6 protein-coding genes are annotated in these 3,614 nt (G+C 61.2%); 5 read left to right on the forward strand and 1 reads right to left on the reverse strand.

The window, feature by feature from the left end; all coding sequences use genetic code 11:
* From WCA53_RS01815 to WCA53_RS01835, 5 genes are all read left to right on the forward strand, one after another.
* On the forward strand, window positions 1-384 hold a 384-nt coding region (locus tag WCA53_RS01815; RefSeq protein WP_423904863.1), incomplete at its 5' end, for a type II secretion system F family protein.
* A gap of 40 nt (window positions 385-424) precedes the next feature.
* Window positions 425-1,321, forward strand: a complete 897-nt coding sequence (locus tag WCA53_RS01820; protein ID WP_423904865.1) for a prepilin peptidase — start codon at window positions 425-427, stop codon at window positions 1,319-1,321.
* Window positions 1,322-1,334: 13 nt separating this feature from the next.
* Window positions 1,335-1,958, forward strand: coding sequence for a dephospho-CoA kinase (coaE, locus tag WCA53_RS01825; protein ID WP_423904867.1), 624 nt, complete (start codon window positions 1,335-1,337; stop codon window positions 1,956-1,958).
* Window positions 1,959-2,114: 156 nt separating this feature from the next.
* A complete protein-coding gene (zapD, locus tag WCA53_RS01830; protein WP_423904868.1) occupies window positions 2,115-2,870 on the forward strand; it encodes a cell division protein ZapD in 756 nt (251 codons plus the stop codon).
* Window positions 2,871-2,927: 57 nt separating this feature from the next.
* Window positions 2,928-3,119 (forward strand): DNA gyrase inhibitor YacG, encoded by a 192-nt coding sequence (locus WCA53_RS01835; RefSeq protein ID WP_423904870.1) that lies wholly within the window; start codon window positions 2,928-2,930, stop codon window positions 3,117-3,119.
* Window positions 3,120-3,123: 4 nt separating this feature from the next.
* On the opposite strand, the gene WCA53_RS01840 is transcribed toward WCA53_RS01835, so the two are convergent.
* On the reverse strand, window positions 3,124-3,561 hold the full coding sequence (locus WCA53_RS01840) for an NUDIX domain-containing protein (RefSeq protein ID WP_423904871.1): 438 nt from the start codon (window positions 3,559-3,561) through the stop codon (window positions 3,124-3,126).
* Window positions 3,562-3,614 lie beyond the last annotated feature (53 nt).

The raw sequence follows: 3,614 nt of genomic DNA on the forward strand, positions 1-3,614 counted from the left end.
CTTGGCACCTTGCTTGCAGCAGGGACGTCTTTGTCGGATGCGTTCGGGTCTTTATCGAACGCCACAGGTAACCGTATCTTCGATACCGCCACCGTCGAAATCTCAAGCCGACTTCGACAGGGCGAACGACTGGCCGCCGCAATGCGCGCCGTCGGCTGCTTTCCGCCGGAAGTCGTCCAGCCGATCGCGGTTGCCGAGGAATCCGGCTCACTCGACGCCATGCTGCTCGATCTCGCCGTTCTCGGCGACCGTGAGGTAGACGAGAGGACCAGTTCGTTCGCAAGTCTCTGCGAACCGGTGGTGATCGTGGTGCTTGGCGCGCTGGTTGGCGGCCTCGTTGTCGCGATGTATCTTCCGATCATTCAACTCGGGAATGTGGTCTAGGTGGTGTAGGATCGCAGCCGAATTCAATCCGGGAAAGTCAATGCAGCCTTTGTATCAGGGGAAGTTTTCAGGCCATTATCTGGATGCCTACGGTACCGCGTTTGGCGCTTTGCCGGTCGCGGCGCAGTACGCGTTCGCGCTGGTCTTCGGGCTCATAATCGGAAGTTTCCTGACGGTCGTCGTGCATCGGCTGCCGATCATGCTGGAGCGCGCGTGGAAGGCGGAAAGCACGCCCGTCGGTGAAGAACCGGCGCAAGGCCGCTATAACCTCGCGGTGCCACGTAGTGCGTGCCCGCATTGCGGCCACGTTTTGCGCGCGTGGGAAAACATTCCCGTCGTGAGTTACCTGCTGCTACGTGGCCGATGCGCGCAATGCAAAGCGCCTGTAAGCCCACGCTACCCGCTAACCGAACTGACCACGGCGCTACTCGCCGCCGTCTCGCTATACGCGTTCGGTCCAACCCTGATCGCGCTCGCCGCGTTTGGCTTGTGTGCGACGCTGCTTGTCATGAGCCTGATCGACTTCGATACCCGTTACCTTCCCGACTCGCTCACGCTACCGCTGCTTTGGGCGGGGTTGATCGTGAATCTGGGCAGCACCGGATTCGTCGCGCTTCATGAAGCCGTCATCGGCGCAATCGCGGGATATCTGTTCCTGTGGTGCGTGTACTGGCTGTTCAGGTTGGTGCGCGGCGTCGAAGGCATGGGCTATGGCGACTTCAAGCTTCTCGCAGCGCTTGGGGCGTGGCTCGGCTGGCAAGCGCTGCCGCAAGTCGTGCTGCTGTCGGCAATGGCAGGCGCGATCTTTGGGTTGACGGCAACCGGCATCGGCAAGATGCGCTTCGAAGAACCACTGCCGTTCGGACCGTTTCTGGCGGCCGGCGGCGCGATCACACTGTTCTTTGGTACGCCTCTGTATGCGCTGTTCGGTGGATAAAAAGGAGTTAGGCATGTTCAGCATCGGTTTGACGGGCGGAATCGGCAGCGGCAAGACCACGGTGGCCGACATGTTTGCCGCGCGCGGAGTGCCGGTCATCGACACCGACCTGATCGCGCATCAGATCACCGCGCCGGGTGGCGTGGCGATGCCGTTGATCGAAGGCGCGTTCGGCCCGGAATACATCGCGGCGGATGGCTCACTGGATCGCGCCAGGATGCGTACGCGTGTCTTCGGCGACGCCGCGGCAAAGGCCCAGCTCGAATCGATCACGCATCCACTGATTCGAGCCGAGAGCGAACGGCAGCGGAATCTTGCGCTGGGCGCGTATCACATCGTTGTCGTGCCTTTACTCGTTGAAGCCGGGCCGCGCGCAGTGAAGACGGATCGGGTTCTCGTGGTCGATTGCCCGGTAGACACGCAGATCGAGCGAGTCATGCAGCGCAATGGCTTCACCCGTGATCAGGTTCTCGCGATCATCGCGCGCCAGGCCACGCGCGAAGCCCGGCTGGCGGCAGCCGACGATGTCGTCGTCAACGACGCGCAAGCCACGCTCGACACCCTGGAACGTGAGGTAGACGCCCTCCACGCAAACTATGTGAGAATGGCTGCACAGCAAGGTCAGCTACGTCCCTGACAAGTACGCCCAATACAGTCGAAATGGCCCCGAACGGCGGTGAAAATGCCCATTGCGCGCTATTGCGCATGCACATTTGCCTGGGGTTAGTTGCAGCATTAGAATGTCCTCACTTTCTGCCGACGAACCCATCGACCCACGCCGAGGCGAGCGCGCTTGATCCTTTACGAGTACCCCTTCAACGAGCGAATCCGAACGCTGCTGCGACTCGAAGACCTGTTCGAGCGCTTCACGTTTTTTCTGACTCAAGAAGACCCGCGCGAACATCACGCTGCCCTGACCACGCTATTTGAGCTCGCAGAAGTCGCCGGCCGCACGGACCTGAAATCCGATCTGATGAAAGAACTGGAGCGCCAGCGACAAACGCTCGCGCCGTTCCGGGGCAATCCGGGCATCGAACAGGAGGCGTTGGAAGCCGTGCTCGGCGAGATCGAACAGACACTAGGCGGACTTGGGCAGATGCAGGGTAAAACGGGCCAGCATCTCGCCGACAACGAATGGCTGGCAAGCATTCGCAGTCGCACGATCATTCCGGGCGGGACCTGCCGGTTCGATCTGCCATCGTACTTCGCGTGGCAGCAATATCCGGCGGAGCAGCGTCGTCAGGACATCGCGAAATGGGTCACACCCATGCTGCCGCTACGCGACGCCGCGACCATCGTATTGCGTCTTGCACGTGAATCAGGCCAGGCGTCAAAGGTCATGGCGATGCAAGGCAGCTATCAACAGATGCTCTCGGGCCGAACGTACCAATTGATGCAGGTACGGGTGGCATCCGACACGCGCGTGATTCCCGAGGCGAGCGCGAACAAGTACATGCTGTGGGTCCGATTCACGATCCAGGACGGCGATCTGAGGCCGCGCGCCGTGGACGCCGACGTACCGTTTCATCTCACACTGTGCAGTCTTTAAAGCGGGCCGCGAGGCCCTATCTACTGAACTCAATCTCTTCACAACCCGTTCAGCCGAATGACGACCATTGTTAAATGCCCGACCTGCGAAAAGGAAGTTCGCTGGATTCCGGAAAATCGCTTCCGTCCATTTTGTTCAGAGCGCTGCAAGCAGATCGATCTCGGCGCGTGGGCAACCGAGAAGTACAAGATCGGGGGCGGCCAGCAAGACACGCCGCCCGATGACGACACCCACAGCGGCTTGAACTAGAGCCTCAAGCAGGCCCCTGGACCGATTCAGCTACCAGCCATTCGAGCACCGGAATGGCCGCAGGCAGCATGGGCGAGACACTCGCGGGAAGATGCTGCCACGCGAGCGCCTGGCCTTCGCGGCCAACCGGCTGACCGTTCCACGCCGTCACCTTGCAAAAGTACAGCCGCACGTAGGCATGCGGATAATCATGCTCGAGCGTTCGCCAACGCTCGCACTCCGTGACATCGATACCTAGTTCCTCGTGCAATTCGCGCGAGAGCGCAGCTTCAACGCTCTCGCCGGCTTCCAGCTTGCCGCCCGGGAACTCCCAATAGCCTTCGTACGGCTTGCCCAGCGGACGTTGGGCCAGCAGATAGCTGCCGTCCGCTTGCATCATCACACCGACGGCAACGTCCGTCACCGGGCGTCCATCGGGCGCCACCGCGCAATTGACGGTCATGCCTTTCGTCCCGACCAGTCGCGCGCAAATTGCCACGCCACGCGGCCCGAGCG

The organism is Caballeronia sp., assembly GCF_049581465.1.
Taxonomy (GTDB): domain Bacteria; phylum Pseudomonadota; class Gammaproteobacteria; order Burkholderiales; family Burkholderiaceae; genus Caballeronia.

What these genes read in the sequence shown, in the direction of transcription:
- WCA53_RS01820 (WP_423904865.1), top strand. Translation starts at nt 425, where the DNA reads ATGCAGCCTTTGTATCAGGGGAAGTTTTCAGGCCATTATCTGGATGCC.
- coaE (WP_423904867.1), top strand. Translation starts at nt 1,335, where the DNA reads ATGTTCAGCATCGGTTTGACGGGCGGAATCGGCAGCGGCAAGACCACG.
- WCA53_RS01835 (WP_423904870.1), top strand. Translation starts at nt 2,928, where the DNA reads ATGACGACCATTGTTAAATGCCCGACCTGCGAAAAGGAAGTTCGCTGG.
- WCA53_RS01840 (WP_423904871.1), bottom strand. Translation starts at nt 3,561, where the DNA reads ATGACCGTCAATTGCGCGGTGGCGCCCGATGGACGCCCGGTGACGGAC.